The sequence below is a fragment of the Sorangiineae bacterium MSr12523 genome (assembly GCA_037157775.1).
Lineage (GTDB): Bacteria > Myxococcota_A > Polyangia > Polyangiales > Polyangiaceae > Pendulispora > Pendulispora brunnea.
Map to the genome: position 1 here is coordinate 4,022,846 of CP089982.1, position 17,604 is coordinate 4,040,449.

The following is a 17,604-nucleotide window of genomic DNA, read 5'->3' on the forward strand; positions in this document are numbered from 1 at the left end:
TCGGGCGAAGAGCGGCGGCTCAACCGAAAGGAAGCGCTCTCAATGACCCAAGAATCGATCAACGCCCAAGGTCTGCCCCAACTCCGCGGTGATTTTCCCCTCCCGCTCAAGGCCCTGCTGGACGCAGGCGTCCACTTTGGGCACCAGACCAAGCGCTGGAATCCGAAAATGCGCCCGTACATCTACGGTGCGCGCAACGGCATCCACATCATCGACCTCGACCAGACGGCCCGCCTCTTCCAGCGCGCGTTCAACTTCGTGCAAGAGACCGTCGGCCGCGGCGGCCACCTCCTCATGATCGGCACCAAGCGCCAGGCGCAGGAAATCGTGCAAGAGGAAGCCACCCGCTCGGGCTCGTTCTACGTCGTCAATCGCTGGCTCGGCGGCACGCTCACCAACTTCCGCACCATCAAGCAGGGCCTCGATCGCATGCGTCAGTTGGAGCGCATGAAGGACGACGGCACGTACTTGCAGCTGCCGAAGAAGGAAGTGTCGCGCCTCGAGAAGGAGCGTGAGCGCTTCGAGAAGTACGTCGGTGGTCTGAAGAACATGGGCTCCTTGCCCAGCGCGGTCTTCATCATCGACCCGGCGAAGGAAGTCATCGCCGTGCAAGAGGCGAAGAAGCTGCAGATCCCGCTCGTGGCCATCGCGGACACGAACTGCGATCCCGATCTCATCGACTACCCGATCCCGGGCAACGACGATGCGATCCGCTCGATCCGCCTCATCACCGCCCGTCTCGCCGACGCGGTCCTCGAAGGTGCGCAGCGCCGCAAGGACACCGTGGGCCGTGAGGGCGAGGAGCGCGGTCGCGCTCCGGCAGCCGACGTTTACCAGAGCGGCCGCCGCGGCGGTGAGCGCGGTGAGCGTGGTGACACGCGTCGCGACGGCGGCGCCCCGAACTGAGGAAGGCTGGGGGGCGGCTGACGTGAACGGCGCCCCCCGCCCCGTCTCGAAATTTTGATCGATCACCCTCCCGCAGGGGGGGCATGGAGATTCGGAAGATGGCCGAGATTTCACTCGCATTGATAAAGGAACTACGTGAGCGCACCCAAGCCGGAATGAGCGACTGCAAGAGCGCGCTCGTGGAGGCGGAGGGCGACCTGGAAAAGGCCATCGAGGTCATCCAGAAGAAGGGTCTGCTCAAGGGCCAGGCCCGCGCCGGCAAGGTCGCGACCGAGGGCGAAGTGCGCACCTGGGTCGAGGGCGACGGCACGCGCGGCATCATCGTCGAAGTCAACTGCCAGACGGACTTCGTTGCCCGTGGCGACGACTTCCGCAACTTCGTCGGCAAGGTCGTGGAGCTCGCGCAGTCGGCGCAGCGCCCCACCGCGGCGGACGCCTCGGCGCTGCTCGCGACGAAGGTGCCCGGCACGGACGACACGCTGGACACGGTTCGTCTCGCGCTGGTCGGCAAGACCGGTGAGAACACCGTCGTTCGTCGTTGGGACGTGCTCAAGGCCGCGAGCGCGAACGAGCTCGTTCTCGCCTACGTGCACATGGGCGGCAAGCTCGCCGTTCTCGTGCGCGCCGAGGCCCCGAATGCGGCAGGCCGCAACTCGGCGGACTTCAAGCAGTTCGTCGAGAACGTCGCGATGCAGATCGCGGCCATGAGCCCGCTGGTCGTGCGCAAGGAGGAGATCTCCGAGGCGCAGGTGGCGAAGCAGAAGGAGATCTACGAGGCCCAGCTCCGCGAGGAAGCCAAGCCGAAGCCGGAAGCTTCGTGGCCCAAGATCATCGAGGGCAAGGTTGCCAAGTGGTACACCGAGGTGACGCTGCTCGGTCAGGACAACGTCTGGGCGCCCGAGAAGGGCACCATCGACGCAGTCCGCGCCGAAGTCGGCAAGGCGCTCGGCGGCGAGGTGAAGGTGCACGAGTTCGTGCGCTTCGCGCTGGGTGAGGGCATCGAGAAGAAGACCGACGATCTCGCGGCCGAAGTGGCCAAGATGACCGCCGGCTGAAACGCCATTCGGGATCTCGAGTGAAGCTCTGCGCGGTCAGCGTGGATCTCGACGAGATCCCGAATTACTTCCGAATCCACGGGCTCGGGGAGCCGGGCCCGTTGTCGAGGCATGCTGTCTACGACGTCGCCATCGATCGCTTGCTGGCGATGGCGGCCGCAGGTGGCATGCCTTTGACTTTGTTTGCCATTGGCTCCGATCTAGCGCGCCCCGAGTCGGCGACGAAGCTTCGCCAAGCGCGCGAAGCCGGCCACGAGATGGCCAACCACACGCTGGATCACCGCTACGATTTGACGCGCCTCGAGCGCGCGGAGATTGCTCACCAGATTGGCGCGGGTGCCGATGCCATCGAGCGGGCCACCGGCGAGCGGCCCGTCGGCTTTCGAGCGCCGGGCTACACCATCACCGACCAAGTGTTCTCGGTGCTGCGCGAGCTCGAGGTGACCTACGACTCCTCGGTGTTTCCGTGCCCCGCGTACTACGCGGCCAAGGCGGCGGCGCTGGGCATGATCCGGCTGCGCGGGCGCACGAGCCACTCGGTGCTCGACACGCCGCGCGTGCTCACCGCACCGGTGCAGCCCTACCGGGCCGGCGTTCCCTATTGGAAGCCGGCGCAAGAGGGGGTTCTCGAGCTGCCCGTTCAAGTGACGCGCGGCTTGCGGCTGCCGGTCATCGGCACGTCGATCACGCTGGCAGGGCCGGCGCGCGCACGCATGCTCACGCGCATGTGCGTTGGGATGCCGCTGGTCAACCTGGAGCTTCACGGCATCGACGTTCTCGATGCGGGCGACGGACTCGATGCGCTGCTGCCGTACCAGCCCGACGTGCGCGTGAGCCGCGAGCGCAAGCTCGAATCGCTGCATGCGGCGTTCGATACGCTGCGCAACGCCGGCTATTCCTTCGTGACGTTGCGCGAAGCTGCGGCCGCATTCTCCTAGAGTTTACTTCTTGCGGGCGTCTAGGCTGAGCGGCCCGGAGCCGACCTGCGTGATGAAGAGCGCTGTGCCGAGCATGGAGATGTTCTTCATGAACATGGCCATGTGGATCTGCTGCTGCATCGGGTCGGTGAAGGCCCAGAAGTTGTGCAGCGAGAGGGTGACCGGCACGAGGAAGAGGGCAATCAGCCACGCGCCCCACTTGGCCTTGTAGCCGAGCGCAATGCTGAGGCCTCCGACGAAGGCAATGATGCCCGACAGCGGCACCGCGACGCTCGCGAGCGGAACGCCGGCCGCGGCCGCGTAGCCGATGGCCTGTGCCGAGAAATGGTTCGGGCCCGACATGAGGAAAATCAGGGAGAAGAACACGCGGCCCACCGGAACGAGGTAGCGCTGTCCCGTGCTCTGGGCCGCGGCATCGTGGTTCCCGACGCCTTCTGCGATGACGTTGTTCATAGGCCGGAAGATGGTACGTTGCAATTTGTGCGACAAGCGGCCGCTTCGAAACATCATGTTGCAGAATCTGAAACACTCGTTGCCGACGTGTTGGACCTGCGCGCCTTCTGCCTGGTGGCGGATCTGCGCTCGCTCACGGCGGCGTCGCAGCTTCTCGGCGAGAGCAAAGCCACGGTGAGCCGGCGCATTGCGCGCCTCGAGCAATCGCTCGACGTGTCGCTCTTGCGCCGAAGCCCGCGCCTGGTGGAGCCCACGGACGATGGTGTGGCCTACCGCCAGCGCGTGGGGCAGATCCTCGAGCTGCTCGGTGACGCCAACACAGCCGTGCGTCAGTCGCACGCGGCGCCGAGCGGCAAGCTGCGGGTCACGGCGCCGCCCGAATTCGGCAGCGTGCTCGCTCCCCATATTGCAGCATTCAATCGGCGGTTTCCCGAGGTGCTTCTCGATTTGGTCATCGCCCAGAAGCTTCTCGATTTCGAGAGCGAACACCTCGATGTTGCATTTCGCGTGCATGCGAAGCTGCCCGACTCGCCGCTCATCGCGCACAAGCTGTTCGACATCGAGGGTGCCACCGTGGGCTCGCCGGCCTATTTCGCCGAGATGCCTGCCCCCCGGCAGCCCGCCGATCTGACCAAGCACCGCGTCGTTTTGATGCAGTACGAGTGCGCGCAGCATCCCTTGCCGTTTCAACGGGCAGACGGCAAAGGGCCCGTCACGGACATTCGTTTGCAGCCGAGCATTGCGGCCTCCGACATGAACTTCGTCAAGGAGCTCGCGCTCGCCGGTGCCGGGATCGCCGTGTTGCCGATCAACTCCGTGCGGCGTGAGCTCGAGGAGGGCACGCTCGTCTGGGTGCTCAAGTCGTACCGCCTCTTCGGCGCGGCCATCTACCTCATGCACCAAGGCGGGCGTTTCCTACCGCCCAAGGTGCGCGCCTTCCGCGACTTCGTGCTCGACGCCTTCGCCGCCAAAGGCCGCCGCGTCAATGGCCGCTAGGGTGTAAAGCCGACGAGCTTCCAGAGTGCCGCCGGGTCGTAGGTGCGGCCTCGCGTGATCACCGTCGTGATCTTGCGGATGTCGTGGATATCGCGGAGCGGATCGCCGGCGACCACGATGAGATCTGCGCGCTTGCCGGGCTGGATGGTGCCCACTTGGCCATCGAGGTGCATCACCTTCGCGGGGAGACTCGTCGCCGCTTGGATGGCCTCCATCGGCGTGAAGCCCGCCTGCACGTAGAGCTCGAGCTCGCGGTGCAGCGAATGTCCCGGCACCGCCTGATCGGTGCCGGCGAGGATGGGCACGCCCGCACGGTGAAGCTCGCGCACCATCGCGAGGTGCTTCTCGAAATAGCGCTCCCGCAGCGGCGTCAGCTCGTCGGACGGCGCCTCGATGCGCATCACCGCGAGCTCGCGCGGCAGTTTGGCGAGGCCCGGTTCACGCTGGGCGAGCGCTTCGCGCGTATGGTTGCCCAGTTCGTAGAGTGCCACCGTATCGTCGAGAAAGGCCTTCTTCGCGGCAAACGTGCGAATCACCTTTTGGAGAACCGGGCCCGAAAGGTCTGCGTCGGCGATGCGTCCCAGGCGCGCGGCGGGCGAAAGGTTGCGCATCTCGCCCGGCTTGTAGAGCGGCGAGAAGGGATAGCTGATATGGCTGATGCCGTCGTAGCCCGCCTCCAAAGCTTGCACGACGTCCATGCCCTCGGGGACGTGCCCCACGACGCGCATACCTCGCCGGTGCGCCTCGACGGCGATGGGCTTCACGAGAGCAGGGGGCATGCTCGAGTAGATCTTCACCTCGGGGCAGCCGGCCTTCTGCAGCCGGTCGAGCATGGGGCCGATGTCCTCCGTGCTCTTGATGCGCAGCACGCCGAGCGAGCGCGGGCCCTCGCCGTCGACCAGGCCATCGACGATGATCTGCGGGCCCACACCTTTGCCGCTGGCAATGGAGTCGCGCGCGCCCGTGATGAACTCGAGCACATTGCCCATGTCGCGGATCGTCGTCACGCCCGCCGCGAGGTACGCCGCGCTCCACTCGACTTGCTCGTAGTGCGCGTGCATGTCCCAGAGGCCGGGAAGCACGGTCTTGCCGGTCACGTCCACGGTGACCGCGCCCGCGGGAATCTTGGTGGACGAGCGCGGTCCTGCGGCGACGATCTTCTCGCCATCGTACACGACGACGGCATCGTTCACCGGCGGACGCCCGGTGCCGTCGACGAGCTGCGCACCCACGAGTGCCACCACGCGGCCGTCGCGCGGAATGACCGCGCCCTTCGCCGCCTCGCTGAGCCATGCGACGCCGTCTGCACCGGCGCGGGTCAAGAACGTCGGCAAGAGCCCGATCATGTCCTCGCGCACCGCTTCGAACAGATCGAACTCGGCATCGCGCGTCATCACCGCAGCGACCTTCCCAGCATCGTCGAGCCAAGCATCCTCGCGTCCCCAAACGAGGTCGCGCACGCTCACGTGCTCGAGGGTGACCTTCTTTCCCTCGAGGTCGAACGTCTCCTTGCCGCGCGATTCGATCGATGCCGTGCCCTCCGGCACGAGGGCCACCTTGGCCGGCCGCCCGGCGCGCGCCCATCCGCGGAGCAGCACGTCTTGCATCAGGATGGGGGCGTAACCATTGGCGATCGCAAACGGCGCCGGCACCGAAACGGTCTTCGGCTTCTCCGCCAAGCGCGTCACGGTGAAGCTGTCTTTGTCGCGGACGACGCTCTCGTCGATCCACATCCCGCGCGCGGTGCCGCCCCAGGTACGGTAGCTCCGCGGCGTGCCGTCCGGCGCGAGGACGACCGAGCCCGTGAGCGGGACCGTGATTCCTCGATCTTGGAACGCGAAGGCCGCCTTGCCCTCGACGTCGCCGCCCTCGCTCTTCGTGTACGTATCGCGCTCGGTGCCGACACGGTTCATGAACTTGTGCAAATGAAAGACGGCGATCTCGCTGGGCTCGTACTTCGCCGCGCTCTCGCGCTTTGCAGGCACGGGCGCCGATTCGACCTTGGGCGGGACCGCTGCGGGCGGGGCAGGCGAAGGGGCACTCTGGCACGATGCAGCTAGCACCATGAACAATGCGCCGCTGGCGCGCAGGCGAGAAAGCGATGAGTCTTCCCTCATCGCGCGAATGTATCCGAAGTCCGCGCTACAAAGTCGTGCCGAGCGGGGAGGGGCTGCGCCGTTTGCGGAGGGTGCCTGCGACGAAGGATTCCAACACGGGGGCCATGTTCTGCGGGATGTTCGCATCCCACTCGTCGGCGCTGATGGCGTCCGTAGGGCGGGCCGCAGCGTCAATCTTGTAGAAGTAGGGGACCGCCTCCGTGTACATGCGCATGCTGGAGAGCTCGGATTCGAATTCGTCCACGTCCACACGGACGATGTCGACCGTGGAGAGCGCCCGCTGCATGCGGCGATCGGAAAGGGACGAATCGAACTCGTGCGACGCCGAAGAGGCCCGCGCCGCCGTCTCGACGAGCACGACCCGGCCCTTCTCCTTGGCCTGGGAAAAAGCGTCCATCAGTTGCCGCTCGAGCGAGCCACTGCCGCGGTGCGGCTCGATGACGCGCAGCGCTCCCCGCGTGACCGTGGTGGAGCTCTCGTTCTCGCTGCCAGCGCTTGGCGCGGGCGAGCCATACGGCGGTGCGCTGTAGGCCGGCGGCGGGGTGGCCGAGCTGATCGACGGCGACGAGTACACGGACATGCCGCCCATGACGAGGGGAACGACCACCATGAATAGGATCGTGCCCACCGTCAGCACCGAGGTGAACGCGCCGAGGACGATGCCCGCATTGGCCATGCCCTTGCCGCCCAGCGCTCCGCCCGAGCGCGCAATGTCGCGCCGTGCGAGCAGGCCCAGGACGACGGCAGGGATCCCCGCCAGGATGCCCATGCACGAAATGCTGAGCACCCCGAACACCAGCGACGTGACCGCCTTGCTCTCGTTCGGGATGGGTGCGCCGTAGTACGGGTAGGGTGCTACCGGCTGCCCATGCGCAGGATACGAGGGATACGAGGCCTGTTGCTGCTGCGGAAAGGACGGATAAGGACCGTACTGCGCGGCTCCCGTGTAAGGAGGCGGCCCGTTCCCATCCCCACCGGCAGGAGCCCCTGGCGGCGGAGGAATCGGCGCTTCGGGCGGGGACTGCATGCCTTCAATATCTGTCCGGATGACGTCCGGGACAAGGTAGGTGTGCGCTCAGTCCAGTCGATAGATTTTTCGCGCAGTGCCGGCGAACACGGCATCGCGCTCCGCCGCCGACAGTTCCTCGGTCCATTGCTTCGCGGCCGAGACGACCTCGGCGTACTCGGCCGCGAGGAGACAGACCGGCCAGTCCGAGCCGAACATCATGCGCGAAGGCCCGAATCCTTCGAGTAGCGTATCCACGTACGGGTGCAGCGAATCCACGGTCCAGGCGCCCCAATCCGCCTCCGTCACGAGGCCGGAAAGCTTGCACGTGACGTTGGGGTGGGCTGCCAGCTTTCGCACCTGGGCGGCCCAGGGCTCGCGCTGCCCCGAGGCAATCGGCGGCTTCGCCCCGTGGTCCAGGATGAATCGCGCCTGCGGCATCGCCGAGACCGTCCGCTCGGCGGCGGGCAACTGGTGCGGCAGGATCAAGAGCTCGTAGACCAGCCCGGCGTCGGCCACCGCCGCGATCCCGCGGCGCACATCCTCGCGGCAGAGCCACTCGGGATCCGGCTCTCCCTGAACCGGATGTCGGATGCCGCGAAGCGCCGCCCCGCCAGGGCCCTCGAGCAAACGTTGCAGATCGTCGCGCACCGACGGCGCGGTCAGATCGACCCACCCCGTCACGGCGGCCACGAGATCGCTCGATGCGGCCAGCGCGAGAAACTCGGGCGTCTCCTCGGCGATGGGAATGGTTTGCACGAGCACGGTCGCCGTGACACCCGCCTGCGCCGCGTGGGGTGCCAAGTCCGCGAGGCTGAAATTGCGACGGATTTTTCCGAGCGCTGGCGTGATCCATTCCTGATCGCGAACGCCGAGATCCCACACGTGATGGTGTGCGTCGATGATGGTCGTGCTCATGTGCGCACCGGTGCATCCTGGCGCAGAAGGCCGCGCTCTTTCAGTTCGTTCCACAAGGCGGCCGGCACGGGCGCCTCGATCATCTCCGCATCGGCGACGATTTGCGGCGCATAGTGGGCGCCCACCACGACGGACGCCACGGCCGGGTGCCCGAGCGGGAACTGAATCGCCGCCTGCGGCAAGGTCACGCCGTGACGCTGGCAGATCTCGGCCATGTGGCGGGCGCGGTTCAGAAGCTCGGCCGGTGCATTCGCGTAGTTGTACCGGGCGTTGTCCTGCACCGTGGGCTCGGCGAGGATGCCCGAGTTGAACACGGCCGCCACCACCACCGAGACATGGCGCTCGCTGCAAAGGGGCAGCAGCTCGTCGAGTGCCGGTTGCTCCAGCAGGGTGTACCGCCCGGCGACCATGACGAGGTCCACGTCGGTCTCGCGCACGAAGCGCGCGGGCATCTGCCACTGGTTCATTCCCACGCCAATCGCGCCGATCACGCCTTGGGAGCGAAGCTCGGCGAGGGCAGGGTAGCCCTCGCGCACGGCCTGCTCCCAGTGGTCGTCGGGATCGTGCAGGAGCACCACGTCGACCCGCGACAGGCCGAGTCGCTCGAGCGACGACTCGAGCGATCGCCGCACTCCGTCGCGGCTGAAGTCCCACACGCGCTTCGAGGTTGCCAGCACCGCGAAGCTCGCCTCCGCGAGATCCGTATCGTTCGGCCCCGCACCGGGATTCGGAACGAGCCGCCGCCCCACTTTGGTGGACACGGTGAATTCGTCGCGCGGTTTCCCGGCGAGAAAGGCCCCGAGCCGCTGCTCGGAGAGCCCCAGCCCGTAGTGCGGCGCCGTATCGAAATAGCGAACACCGTGCGCCCACGCCGCCTCCAGAGCCTCGCGGGCATCGCCGGGCGAGACCTCGAAGTACAGGTTGGCGATGGACGCCGAGCCGAAGCCCAGCGCCGTCACGTCGACCGTGGTTCTTCCAAGGCGCGAGGTCTTCACGGTGGTTACTTCTGCGGGGGCCGCAGCCGCAGGCCGTACATGCCGCCGTCCACCGCGAGGATCGTCCCGACGGTCGCGCGGGATGCCGGGCTGGCCAGGTAAGCGATGGCGCCTGCCACTTCGTCGGCCGACACCAGCCGACCCGTGGGCTGCCGCGCATTGAGCGCGGCGCGCTCCGCCGCCGGATCCGGGGCCTGATCGAGCAGCCGCCCGATCCACGGCGTATCGGCCGTGCCCGGCGCCACGGCGTTCACGCGGATGCCCTCGCGCACGTGATCCGCCGCCATGGCCAAGGTGAGCGCGTACACGGCGCCCTTGGTCGCCGAGTACAGCGCGCGCTGCGGCAGCCCGGCCCAAGCTGCGATGGAACAGGTGTTCACGATGGCCGCAGCCTTCGACTTGCGCAGGTGCGGAAGCGCCGCCCGCGACACGCGCACCATGCCGACCACGTTGACGTCGTAGACCTTGTGCCACTGCGCATCGTCGTTGGCGGCCACGTCGCCGATGGCGCCGACGCCCGCGTTGTTGACGACGATGTCGAGCTGCCCGAAGCGCTTCACCGTCGCCTCGATGGCTTCGCGCACCGAGGCGTCGTCGGTCACGTCGCAGCGCACGCCGAAAAGCGGTTCGCTCACGCCCTCGGGCTGAAGATCGAGGCATGCGACTTTGGCCCCGCGCGCGGCGAGCCACTTCGCGGTCGCGAGACCGATGCCCGACGCTCCGCCCGTGACGACGGCCACCAAGCCGTCAAACTCTGCGCTCATCGTGTAGCCTCCTTCCATTCCGGACCCTCCGGGAAACGATACCGCTCCACGGTGGCCTCGAACATCTGTGCCGAGAAGCCCGGCGCCGTCGGCGCGACGTAGCGCCCATTCTTCATCAACGCCGGATCCACGAAGTGCTCGTGCAGGTGATCGACCCACTCGATGACCCGATTTTCCGTCGTTCGCGAGACCGCGACGTAGTCGAACATCGAAAGATGCCGCACCAATTCGCACAACCCCACGCCGCCCGCGTGCGGGCACACCGGGACGCCGAATTTCGCCGCCAAGAGCAAAATGGCGACGTTCTCGTTCACGCCGCCCACGCGCGCGGCATCCATCTGCAGCACGTCGATGGCGCCCAGCTGCAGGAGCTGTTTGAACACCACGCGATTTTGCACGTGCTCGCCCGTGGCCACCTTGATGGGCGCGACGGCCTTCGCCACCGCGTTGTGCCCGAGCACGTCGTCCGGTGACGTCGGCTCCTCGATCCAATAGGGCTTGTACGGCGCGAGGGCTTTCATCCATTGCACCGCCGCGCCCACGTCCCATCGCTGGTTCGCATCCACGGCAATGCGCATGTCGGGGCCGGTCACCTCGCGGGCCAGCTTCATACGGCGCACGTCGTCCTGCAGATCGCTGCCGACCTTCAGCTTGATCATCGCGAAGCCATCGGCACTCGCCTGCTTGGCGCGCGCGACAAGCTTCTCGTCGCTGTAGCCGAGCCAGCCCGCCGACGTGGTGTACGCCGGGTAGCCTTCCGCCAGGAGCCGTGCCGTCCGTTCCGCGCGGCCTTCCGCGCCCGGCCGCAGAATGGCCAGGGCTTCTTCCGGGGTGAGCGCGTCGGTGAGGTAGCGGAAATCGATGAGGCTGACGATCTCCTCCGGGCTCATCGATGCAAGGAATTGCCAAAGCGGCTTCTTGGCCCGGCGTGCCGCGAGATCCCAGGCCGCGTTGACCACGGCGCCGATGGCCATGTGCATGACGCCCTTTTCGGGACCGAGCCAGCGAAGCTGCGAATCGCCAATCAAGGTATGCGAGAAATCCGCTAGATCCGCTGCTGACTCGGGCACCTCGCGGCCAACGACGTGGCCGCCGAGCGCGCGGATGGCGGCCACCTGCACGTCATTGCCGCGCCCGATGGTGAATGCCAGCCCGTACCCATTGATGCCGTCGCTGGTGCGCAACACCACGTAGGCCGCCGAATAATCGGGGTCCGGATTCATCGCGTCGGAGCCGTCCAGCTCGCGCGACGTGGGGAATCGAACGTCGAAAACCTCGAGTCCAGTGATGCGGGATATCATGCTTGCCTGAGAACTTGGCGTTGTTTTCCGAGCTCGCGAATCTCGAGCTCCATCACGTCCCCCTCACGCAAATACGGTTTTGGCTCCGGCTGCCCCAGCGCGACCCCTGGTGGCGTGCCCGTGTTGATGACGTCGCCCGGCCGCAGCACCAGGAATTGGCTCAAATAACGCACGATTTCGGCCACCGGAAAGATCATGTCCGACGTGGACGAATTCTGACGGACCTTGCCATTCACCGAGAGACGCAATTCGAGCTCTTGCACATTGCCCACGTCGCTCGCGGGCACGAGCCACGGTCCCAGCGGATTGAACGTCTCGCACGATTTGCCTTTGTCCCATTGGCCGCCGCGCTCCAATTGGAACTCGCGCTCGGAGACGTCGTTGGAAATGGCATATCCGGCAATGCATCCGAGGGCTTCCTCGTGATTGGCCAGGTACCGCGCCGTTTTGCCGATGACCACGGCAAGCTCGACCTCCCAATCCGTCTTTCGCGAGCGGCGGGGAACGAGCACCGGATCGTAGGCGCCCACCACCGTGCCCGGATCCTTCATGAAGAGGACAGGCTCCGTGGGAATGGGCGCATTCGTCTCCTCGGCGTGCTGCCGATAATTGAGCCCGACGCAGAGAACCTTGCTCGGCCGTGCGATGGGCGCACCCACCCGCATCCCGCTTCCATCGCCCGGATCGTCGAGCTGCGAAAGCTCGCCGCGCTGGAGCGCCGCACGCACGCGGTCGATACCGCCCGACTCGAGGAAGCCTCCATCGATGTCCTGCGTGAGCGGCAATAGGTCGTAGAGGACCTTCTCGTGGCGTACGGCCGGACGTTCGTGATCCGGCGGCCCAAGGCGCATGAACTGTAGCGGCACGACTGCTTCTCCTGTTTTCTTCGTGGTTAATTCGTACTTCGTGGGTGCTGCGCGCTCGTAACGCGCGAAAGGCGCTCGATGTCGACGCCCGATTGCTCGATGAATTTGCGCGCCGTCTCGTTGTCGCCTTTGACGAGCGAATCCGGCGGGCCGGATGCGCAGATCTCTCCGCTGATGAGGAGCACGGCTTGATGCGCAATGCGAAAGCAGCTCGCAATGTCGTGCGAGATGACCAAGCTGGTGACGTTGAACCGCTCGCGCATTTCCTCGATGAGATCGTCCACCAGACGGCTGGTGAGCGGATCGAGGCCGCTGGTCGGCTCGTCGTAAACCAAAATCGGCGGCTCCAGCATGAGCGCACGGGCGAGACCGACACGCTTGCGCATACCGCCCGACAGCTCGCTGGGAAACAGCTTTTCGACTTTGGGGTCGAGTCCCAAAATTTGAAGCTTCTCCAGTACGCGCTCGCGAATTTCTTTTTTCGAGAGCTTCGTGTGCTCGACGAGCGGGAAGGCGACGTTTTCCATCACCGTGTACGAGTCGAGCAACGCAGCGTACTGGTAGACCATTCCGAACTTCATGCGGATGCGATTGAGCTCGCGCTCTCCCATGCCCGCGATGTTCTCGCCGTCGATGAGCACTTCGCCGCTCGTCGGCTGCTCCAGCGCGACGATGTGGCGCAGGAGTGTCGTCTTGCCCGCGCCCGACCCACCGATGATGACGGTGGTCTCGCCACGGCGAGCGGCGAGGTTGATCCCTTTGAGGACAGGCCGGTCGCCGAATGTCTTGGTGACATTTCGTAGGACGACGAGCTCATCGGAACCGGGTGGCGGGGTCACGATCTTCGTCATAACACGCGCTCCACAAACATCCGATGATTAATCGATGCCTTTGTTTTGGGCCCCTCGAGGGCCGTGTGCGGGGACGGGGGAGCTGCTACGGTGGGGACGCCATGACCGGGAATCATCTCGAAGCCATTCTGAAGCAAGCCTCGGCGAAGTTGGACAAGGACGGATTTCTCGCGCTCCCCGATGGGGCCGCCCTCACGCTTTACGTCGCCCATGACGGGGCGAGCCTCACCATCCCCAAGGTGGACGGGGTGCGCCTTGATGGCGAGCTCGTGTACGCCCGCACCGTGAAGCGGGAAACGTACACCGTCGTGCAGAGCGATCTCTTCGCACTGGCCGTCGACGGCGCCGTCGGCGGACAGCCTGCGCGCCGCGCCGGTTTTGCCTGAGACGCTGCTCTCACTGTTGAGCTGGCTCGTCGCAAAGCTCCCACCTATCGCCCATCGAGCCCTGGGCGCATGCCTTGGTTTCGTCGCCGGCAGCGTGCTGCGCATCCGGCGAAACCACGTCGAACGCGCGATGGCCGCGGGCGGGATTGCCGATCCCGCCCGCGCCGCGCGCGGCATGTACCGGTCGCTGGGCATCAGTTTGCTCGAGTTTCTATGGCTCGCCGGTGGCGATGCCGCGCGGCTCGATGGGCGCGTGCACATCGACGAAGCTTCACGCCGTGCACTCGAGGGGGCGCGTGCGCGTGGACGCGGCATCGTTTTGTCGGCGACGCACACCGGCAATTGGGACCTGGCCGCGTGCGCGATGGCGCGCCGGATGCCGCTGTTGGTCATCACGAAGCGGCTCTCGATGCGCGCCCTCGACCATTTCTGGCAATCGACCCGAGGCCGCTACGGCGTCCGGCTGCGCGAGGCGCGCGGGGCGATGGAGGAGGGGAGGCGCATGCTGCGCGAGCAGGGCGCGGTGGCCATGATGATCGACCAGGTGCCGCTGCATCGGCGTCACGCCGTGCCCGTCGAGTTCTTCGGGCGATCTGCTTTTGCCGACAAGGCCCCCGCCGCGCTTGCTGCCTCCGCAGGTGCTCCGTTGGTGGTCTCGGGCGCCTTCCGCGACGAGCACGGTATGCACCACCTGGTGGTGCTCGACGTCCTTTTTCCGGACAAGGCCGGTCCGGCGTGGATTGCGCAGGCCACGCGGACGTCCACGGAGGCCTTGGAGCGGTTCGTGCGCGCGCACCCCTCCGAATGGCTGTGGCTTCATCGGCGGTGGAAGGGGATCCCGCAAGAGCGCCCGGGCGACGATAGAGAAGATCTGCGCCTTGTAGTAGAACCACGGGCATGACCGATTCGCTCGTCATTGCCGGTCGCACGTTTCAGAGTCGGCTGATCGTCGGCACGGGGAAATACAAGAGCACCGAAGAAACGGAGCTCGCGCTCGACGCTGCAGGCGCCGAGATCATCACGGTGGCCCTGCGCCGCGTGGACCTGAAGGACAAGTCGAGTGGCTCGCTGATGTCGCTGCTCACGCGCCGCAAGGACTGGACGCTGCTGCCCAACACCGCCGGCTGTTACACCGCCGACGAGGCCGTGCGCACGTTGCGGTTGGCGCGGGAGCTCGGCATCGCCAGCCTGGTGAAGCTCGAGGTCATCGGCGATCCGAAGACGCTCTACCCGGACAACGAGCAGACGCTCGAGGCTGCGCGCACGTTGATCAAGGAAGGCTTCACGGTGCTTCCGTACTGCATCGACGATCCCATCGTGTGCCGCAAGCTGGAGGATCTCGGCTGCGCGGCGGTGATGCCGCTCGCGGCGCCCATCGGCAGCGGGCTCGGGATTCGCAATCCGCACAACTTGGCCATCATTCTCGAGCACGCGAAGGTGCCGGTCATCGTCGACGCCGGCGTGGGCACGGCGAGCGATGCGGCCATCGCGATGGAGCTCGGCTGTCACGGTGTGTTGATGAACACGGCCATCGCGCACGCGAAGGATCCCGTGTTGATGGCGTCGGCCATGAAGGAGGCGGTGAGCTGCGGGCGCAAGGCCTTCCTCGCGGGCCGCATGGCCAAATCGCGCTACGCGAACGCATCGAGCCCGACGGCTGGCGTCATCGAGTGATGGTTCGCGCTGTCGCTTTCTCCGTCGCTCTGTCGTTCGGCATCGCGCCGTTTCAATGCGCGCACAAGCCGGATCCCAACATGCGCCGCGAAGACACCGCGGGCGATGCGCTCTGGGCCTTGGCGGAGAACTTCGGCGCACGCCACAACGAGCAGGCGCAGCGCGAGACCTTGGCGTACCTCGTGGAGAAGTATCCCTCGAGCCGCTACACGGCCGCCGCGAAAGAGGAGCTGGCGCGATTGGGCGGTGCTCCCACGTCGACTTCGTCGTCGTCTGCGCCGGATGCGTCCGCCCGCTAGCCAGGATCGTCAGATTGGCCAGGTTCGCCTGGCCAGCCGGGTTCTTCTCATCACGGATCCATCGTACGCGGCCGCCCACGTCGACGCGGTCGTCGCCGTCGTTTCCGGTGCACTCGGGCCGCTGTTCGCCGTGCAATTGCGCGACAAGGGGGCCTCGGCGGGCGACCTTCGCATGCGCGCCGTCGCCTTGCGTGCGCTCACCCGTGCGGGTGGCGCGTCGTTCATCGTGAACGGCTCACCGGAGCTTGCCGCGGAAGTCGGCGCCGACGGCGTTCACCTGCCTGGGTTCGCGCAGGATCCCTCGATCCTCGGGCGTGCCCGCGCCATTGTGGGGCCGTCGGGCACCCTCTACGTTCCCGTGCACACGCGCCACGAAGTGCTCCTCGCCCGCGACGGCGGTGCCGATGCTCTCCTGGTCTCGCCCATTTTCGACAGCCCCGGCAAGGGCCCGGCCCGCGGCGTCGCGGCGCTCGCGGAAGCGCGTGCGCTCGCGCCTCTTTCGATCTACGCCCTCGGGGGCATTGACGCATCGCACGTAGCCGCATGCCATCGCGCGGGTGCGGATGGGGTCGCGATCATCCGAGCTCTTCTCGATGCACCCGATCCGGTCGCAACAGCCCGCGCGCTCATTTCCCCCTGGACGAGAACGGCCCAGCCCAGCCCCTGAAAGGCGGCCCGGCCCGTCGACAACCCGGCCAAATCAGTACTAAAACATTCCCCGAAATGGCGACGTACGACGAAACGCTGGTGGGGACCACGAACATCCTGAGCAAACACGTGGAGCTGGATCGTCCTATTCGTCCCGACGACGACATCACGAACGACCTAGGCCTCGACAGCCTCGCCGTGATGGAAGTGGTGGCCGACATCGAAGATCATTTCCAAATCAACATCCCCGAGGAAATGCTCTCCAAAATCACCACCGTCGCCGACGTCGCCCACGCCCTCCACGAACTGCAAAACGCAGAAGCCGCCGCCGACGCGAAATAGAGATTCGCCGAGTTTTTGCTCGCATGAATCGATAAGGCGCATTGTTGCGCCATGTCGAGCAGTCCTCACGATACGCTCTTCAAGGCCGCATTCGGCCGGCCAGACATTGCGCGGAGCGAGTTGGAGTTCCTTTTGCCCCCCGCGCTTCGTGCGAAGCTGGATCTCACGTCATTGACGCTGCGCCCGGGGTCCTTCATCGATGAGGACCTGCGTCACCTGCACTCGGATTTGCTCTACGAGCTGCGCACCGTTTCCGGCTCGCCGGCGTTGCTGTTCGTCCTCATGGAACATCAATCGAAGTTCGATGCGCACATGCCCTTCCGGCTTCTGCGCTATGCCGTGCGCGTCTGGGACAAGTGGCTGGTGGACCATCCAGGCAAGGGGAGCAAGCTGCCTCTCCTTATTTCCGTGGTTTTGCATCACGGGGACGAGGGGTGGCGTGCAAGTCCGGAGCTTGCCTCGATGTTCGATGCGGACGCCGAGACCCTCGACGCTACACGGGATTACGTGCCGCATTTCCGATTCGTGGTCGACGACATTGCGTCGCTCTCCCTCGAAGTATTGGCCACTCGGACGATTCACGTTCTCGGAAGGCTGGTCCAAATCGCATTTTGGACGTCGCATTCGGCAGAGCGTTTCAAGGAAGCAATGCCGCTCATGCGTGAGCTTGCTGCAACGACGAAACGAGATGCCGCGACGCGGATGCTTCTGACGCAGCTCTATGTGTATTTGCTCCGCGTGTTGGGAGACGTGGACGCTTCGCCAGTTTACGATAAACTTCTCGAAATCGCTGGCCCTGAAGGAAAAGAGGACGTCGTGACAGCTGGGGACCAACTCATTGCACAGGGGCTCGCCAAGGGACTCGCCGAAGGTCAGGCCAAGGGTTTTGCAGAAGGGCGAGCCGAGGCGTTTCGCTGGGCCCTTTCAAAGTTTTTGGAAGCGCGCGGGGTAACGCTTTCCAAGGCGGGGCGGGAGCGGCTTGAGGCGTGCGACGATCCGCAGCTGCTTGCGCGCTGGTACGACCGTGCAATTGTCGGTTCGACAGAGGACGAGATCTTCGCCTGAGCCCTGGGATGGCGATGATGTGCG

General features: G+C 65.9%; 20 protein-coding genes. 11 read left to right on the forward strand and 9 right to left on the reverse strand.

Translation table 11 applies throughout. The annotated features are described in order from the left end of the window. Nucleotides 1–42: 42 nt before the first annotated feature. The 3 genes from rpsB to LZC95_16205 all read left to right on the forward strand — a co-directional run bounded on the left by rpsB (nucleotide 43) and on the right by LZC95_16205 (nucleotide 2,899). Nucleotides 43–906 (forward strand): 30S ribosomal protein S2, encoded by an 864-nt coding sequence (gene rpsB, locus LZC95_16195; protein WXA98365.1) that lies wholly within the window; start codon nucleotides 43–45, stop codon nucleotides 904–906. Nucleotides 907–1,004: 98 nt separating this feature from the next. Beyond that, on the forward strand, nucleotides 1,005–1,961 hold the full coding sequence (gene tsf / locus LZC95_16200) for a translation elongation factor Ts (protein ID WXA98366.1): 957 nt from the start codon (nucleotides 1,005–1,007) through the stop codon (nucleotides 1,959–1,961). A gap of 20 nt (nucleotides 1,962–1,981) precedes the next feature. Next, nucleotides 1,982–2,899 carry a polysaccharide deacetylase family protein gene (locus LZC95_16205; GenBank protein WXA98367.1) on the forward strand — a complete coding sequence of 306 codons (918 nt, stop codon included), beginning with the start codon at nucleotides 1,982–1,984 and terminating at the stop codon, nucleotides 2,897–2,899. Between the two features lie 3 nt (nucleotides 2,900–2,902). Here LZC95_16205 and LZC95_16210 read toward each other — a convergent pair whose 3' ends face one another. Further along, a complete protein-coding gene (locus LZC95_16210; protein WXA98368.1) occupies nucleotides 2,903–3,352 on the reverse strand; it encodes a DoxX family protein in 450 nt (149 codons plus the stop codon). 87 nt (nucleotides 3,353–3,439) lie between these two features. Here LZC95_16210 and LZC95_16215 point away from each other — a divergent pair, with 87 nt between their 5' ends. Beyond that, nucleotides 3,440–4,348, forward strand: a complete 909-nt coding sequence (locus LZC95_16215; protein ID WXA98369.1) for a LysR substrate-binding domain-containing protein — start codon at nucleotides 3,440–3,442, stop codon at nucleotides 4,346–4,348. On the opposite strand, the gene LZC95_16220 is transcribed toward LZC95_16215, so the two are convergent. Genes LZC95_16220 through LZC95_16255 form a run of 8 tightly spaced genes read right to left on the reverse strand, consistent with a single transcriptional unit; the run spans nucleotide 4,345 to nucleotide 13,166 of the window. Further along, nucleotides 4,345–6,465: an amidohydrolase family protein gene (locus tag LZC95_16220; protein WXA98370.1), complete on the reverse strand. Its 2,121-nt coding sequence runs from the start codon at nucleotides 6,463–6,465 to the stop codon at nucleotides 4,345–4,347. The genes LZC95_16215 and LZC95_16220 overlap by 4 nt on opposite strands. A gap of 25 nt (nucleotides 6,466–6,490) precedes the next feature. Further along, nucleotides 6,491–7,492: a DUF4190 domain-containing protein gene (locus LZC95_16225; protein ID WXA98371.1), complete on the reverse strand. Its 1,002-nt coding sequence runs from the start codon at nucleotides 7,490–7,492 to the stop codon at nucleotides 6,491–6,493. A gap of 48 nt (nucleotides 7,493–7,540) precedes the next feature. Next, a complete protein-coding gene (locus LZC95_16230) occupies nucleotides 7,541–8,389 on the reverse strand; it encodes an amidohydrolase family protein (protein WXA98372.1) in 849 nt (282 codons plus the stop codon). Beyond that, nucleotides 8,386–9,384 carry an aldo/keto reductase gene (locus tag LZC95_16235; GenBank protein WXA98373.1) on the reverse strand — a complete coding sequence of 333 codons (999 nt, stop codon included), beginning with the start codon at nucleotides 9,382–9,384 and terminating at the stop codon, nucleotides 8,386–8,388. Before LZC95_16235 ends, LZC95_16230 begins: the two co-directional genes overlap by 4 nt. 5 nt (nucleotides 9,385–9,389) lie before the next feature. Beyond that, nucleotides 9,390–10,148 (reverse strand): SDR family oxidoreductase, encoded by a 759-nt coding sequence (locus LZC95_16240; protein ID WXA98374.1) that lies wholly within the window; start codon nucleotides 10,146–10,148, stop codon nucleotides 9,390–9,392. Beyond that, nucleotides 10,145–11,449, reverse strand: coding sequence for an L-fuconate dehydratase (locus tag LZC95_16245; protein ID WXA98375.1), 1,305 nt, complete (start codon nucleotides 11,447–11,449; stop codon nucleotides 10,145–10,147). Before LZC95_16245 ends, LZC95_16240 begins: the two co-directional genes overlap by 4 nt. Beyond that, entirely contained in the window at nucleotides 11,446–12,315 is an 870-nt protein-coding gene (locus tag LZC95_16250; GenBank protein WXA98376.1) for a fumarylacetoacetate hydrolase family protein, read from the reverse strand. The genes LZC95_16245 and LZC95_16250 overlap by 4 nt, the downstream gene beginning before the upstream one ends. A gap of 26 nt (nucleotides 12,316–12,341) precedes the next feature. After that, on the reverse strand, nucleotides 12,342–13,166 hold the full coding sequence (locus LZC95_16255) for an ATP-binding cassette domain-containing protein (protein ID WXA98377.1): 825 nt from the start codon (nucleotides 13,164–13,166) through the stop codon (nucleotides 12,342–12,344). Between the two features lie 101 nt (nucleotides 13,167–13,267). Here LZC95_16255 and LZC95_16260 point away from each other — a divergent pair, with 101 nt between their 5' ends. Genes LZC95_16260 through LZC95_16290 form a run of 7 tightly spaced genes read left to right on the forward strand, consistent with a single transcriptional unit; the run spans nucleotide 13,268 to nucleotide 17,580 of the window. After that, the gene (locus LZC95_16260; protein WXA98378.1) at nucleotides 13,268–13,552 is read left to right on the forward strand and encodes a hypothetical protein; all 285 of its coding nucleotides are present in this window, start codon (nucleotides 13,268–13,270) and stop codon (nucleotides 13,550–13,552) included. 16 nt (nucleotides 13,553–13,568) lie between these two features. Then, nucleotides 13,569–14,453, forward strand: a complete 885-nt coding sequence (locus LZC95_16265; GenBank protein ID WXA98379.1) for a lysophospholipid acyltransferase family protein — start codon at nucleotides 13,569–13,571, stop codon at nucleotides 14,451–14,453. Beyond that, nucleotides 14,450–15,226 (forward strand): thiazole synthase, encoded by a 777-nt coding sequence (locus LZC95_16270; GenBank protein WXA98380.1) that lies wholly within the window; start codon nucleotides 14,450–14,452, stop codon nucleotides 15,224–15,226. Before LZC95_16265 ends, LZC95_16270 begins: the two co-directional genes overlap by 4 nt. Then, nucleotides 15,226–15,525 (forward strand): hypothetical protein, encoded by a 300-nt coding sequence (locus LZC95_16275; GenBank protein WXA98381.1) that lies wholly within the window; start codon nucleotides 15,226–15,228, stop codon nucleotides 15,523–15,525. Before LZC95_16270 ends, LZC95_16275 begins: the two co-directional genes overlap by 1 nt. Beyond that, a complete protein-coding gene (locus LZC95_16280; protein WXA98382.1) occupies nucleotides 15,509–16,192 on the forward strand; it encodes a thiamine phosphate synthase in 684 nt (227 codons plus the stop codon). The genes LZC95_16275 and LZC95_16280 overlap by 17 nt, the downstream gene beginning before the upstream one ends. A 56-nt stretch (nucleotides 16,193–16,248) precedes the next feature. Further along, nucleotides 16,249–16,515, forward strand: coding sequence for a phosphopantetheine-binding protein (locus LZC95_16285; GenBank protein ID WXA98383.1), 267 nt, complete (start codon nucleotides 16,249–16,251; stop codon nucleotides 16,513–16,515). 51 nt (nucleotides 16,516–16,566) lie between these two features. Then, nucleotides 16,567–17,580, forward strand: a complete 1,014-nt coding sequence (locus LZC95_16290) for an Rpn family recombination-promoting nuclease/putative transposase (GenBank protein WXA98384.1) — start codon at nucleotides 16,567–16,569, stop codon at nucleotides 17,578–17,580. Nucleotides 17,581–17,604: the final 24 nt, after the last annotated feature.

Coding starts and splice junctions, on each gene's coding strand:
- rpsB (WXA98365.1), top strand. CDS start 43: ATGACCCAAGAATCGATCAACGCCCAAGGTCTGCCCCAACTCCGCGGT.
- tsf (WXA98366.1), top strand. CDS start 1,005: ATGGCCGAGATTTCACTCGCATTGATAAAGGAACTACGTGAGCGCACC.
- LZC95_16210 (WXA98368.1), bottom strand. CDS start 3,352: ATGAACAACGTCATCGCAGAAGGCGTCGGGAACCACGATGCCGCGGCC.
- LZC95_16220 (WXA98370.1), bottom strand. CDS start 6,465: ATGAGGGAAGACTCATCGCTTTCTCGCCTGCGCGCCAGCGGCGCATTG.
- LZC95_16225 (WXA98371.1), bottom strand. CDS start 7,492: ATGCAGTCCCCGCCCGAAGCGCCGATTCCTCCGCCGCCAGGGGCTCCT.
- LZC95_16230 (WXA98372.1), bottom strand. CDS start 8,389: ATGAGCACGACCATCATCGACGCACACCATCACGTGTGGGATCTCGGC.
- LZC95_16240 (WXA98374.1), bottom strand. CDS start 10,148: ATGAGCGCAGAGTTTGACGGCTTGGTGGCCGTCGTCACGGGCGGAGCG.
- LZC95_16245 (WXA98375.1), bottom strand. CDS start 11,449: ATGATATCCCGCATCACTGGACTCGAGGTTTTCGACGTTCGATTCCCC.
- LZC95_16255 (WXA98377.1), bottom strand. CDS start 13,166: ATGACGAAGATCGTGACCCCGCCACCCGGTTCCGATGAGCTCGTCGTC.
- LZC95_16260 (WXA98378.1), top strand. CDS start 13,268: ATGACCGGGAATCATCTCGAAGCCATTCTGAAGCAAGCCTCGGCGAAG.
- LZC95_16270 (WXA98380.1), top strand. CDS start 14,450: ATGACCGATTCGCTCGTCATTGCCGGTCGCACGTTTCAGAGTCGGCTG.
- LZC95_16275 (WXA98381.1), top strand. CDS start 15,226: ATGGTTCGCGCTGTCGCTTTCTCCGTCGCTCTGTCGTTCGGCATCGCG.
- LZC95_16280 (WXA98382.1), top strand. CDS start 15,509: ATGCGTCCGCCCGCTAGCCAGGATCGTCAGATTGGCCAGGTTCGCCTG.
- LZC95_16285 (WXA98383.1), top strand. CDS start 16,249: ATGGCGACGTACGACGAAACGCTGGTGGGGACCACGAACATCCTGAGC.
- LZC95_16290 (WXA98384.1), top strand. CDS start 16,567: ATGTCGAGCAGTCCTCACGATACGCTCTTCAAGGCCGCATTCGGCCGG.